The sequence below is a fragment of the Lutibacter sp. B1 genome (genome assembly GCF_012524075.1).
Lineage (GTDB): Bacteria > Bacteroidota > Bacteroidia > Flavobacteriales > Flavobacteriaceae > Lutibacter.
Genome location: NZ_JAAZUI010000143.1, coordinates 1 through 655 on the forward strand (window position 1 = coordinate 1; position 655 = coordinate 655).

Sequence of the window (655 nt, forward strand, 5' to 3'; positions counted from 1 at the left end):
TACACCTCCCTAAAAATAAAAAAACAGCCTTTTACAAAAAAATCCGTAGTACACAAACTGGAAATTAAAAATTACCAATATGCTCTAAACAAAGGGAGTTCGGCATGACAGCTGCAACTTGGGTTAAGATAGAGAAAAACAAAAAAACACTGAAAATATTAGTTTTTCAGTGTTTTGAGATTAATTTTGATGTTGTCGGGGTGGCAGGATTATACCCTTTCCCCATAATATTATATATATCAACCAGTTACAGATTCCGAAACTTTACTGTTAGCCGATTTGTTGACGATATTATAAATGAACTTAAAGTAAAATGCTTTACTTTCTGATGGTGCAAATATATAATTTGTATTATTTCAAACCAACATAAAAAGTCATTTATTTTATGACTCTTAATACTGCTTCAAATTTGGTTCATTATGCCTAATCATTTCTACTAAATATCTTTAAGTTAATCATTCTGGAAACACTGGACTTGCAACAAAAAGTCGGACAATTTTTTTAAGACCTAAGCTACATATTTAAATTGATAAAATTCTTGTTCTACTTCATAAGGGGTTTTATATCCCAAAGAAGAGTGTAGACGTTTTTTGTTATACCATATTTCTATATACTCAAAAATGCTAGTTTTAGCTTGTTCAATTGATTTATATTG

Annotated in this window: 1 protein-coding gene; it reads right to left on the bottom strand. The window is 29.3% G+C overall.

Annotated elements, in window-relative coordinates; genetic code table 11:
• Positions 1-508 precede the first annotated feature (508 nt).
• Positions 509-655, bottom strand: a 147-nt coding sequence (locus HGB55_RS15290; RefSeq protein ID WP_168817958.1) for an IS3 family transposase, incomplete at its 5' end; no start/stop codon positions are given.